At 46.7% G+C, this 353-nt stretch carries 1 protein-coding gene; it reads left to right on the top strand.

The window, feature by feature from the left end:
• Positions 1 to 190 precede the first annotated feature (190 nt).
• On the top strand, positions 191 to 340 hold the full coding sequence (locus N483_RS27145; protein ID WP_155250745.1) for a hypothetical protein: 150 nt from the start codon (positions 191 to 193) through the stop codon (positions 338 to 340).
• Positions 341 to 353 lie beyond the last annotated feature (13 nt).

Genomic DNA, 353 nt, shown 5'->3' on the forward strand with positions numbered 1-353 from the left:
TACGGCAGCAAACGCAGTAAGTACGGTTTCTTTTGCACAAGGTAAATATCGAGCGAAAGGTTTATGACACAGCGCGAAGCGCTGGCATTCTTTTCGCGCAAGGTGAAATGAGCTGTTTTAACAGTTGCTATTGCTGCTGCCTCTAAAACCTCGCTAGTATCGAATGCATGGATCCTGAAACGAGTTCAGGATGACGGTAGAAAACAACGCGGCTGTACTCACCCTTTTTCGTCACCCTGAACTTGTTTCAGGGTCTATCGTGCAAAATGTTACCGACAGCGAGCGAAGCGAATACGTTTACCTTGCGCAAGGTGAAGTGAGCCATTTTAACAGTTGCTAAGGCAATCACCTCT

The sequence above is a fragment of the Pseudoalteromonas luteoviolacea NCIMB 1944 genome (genome assembly GCF_001625565.1).
GTDB lineage: Bacteria > Pseudomonadota > Gammaproteobacteria > Enterobacterales > Alteromonadaceae > Pseudoalteromonas > Pseudoalteromonas luteoviolacea_F.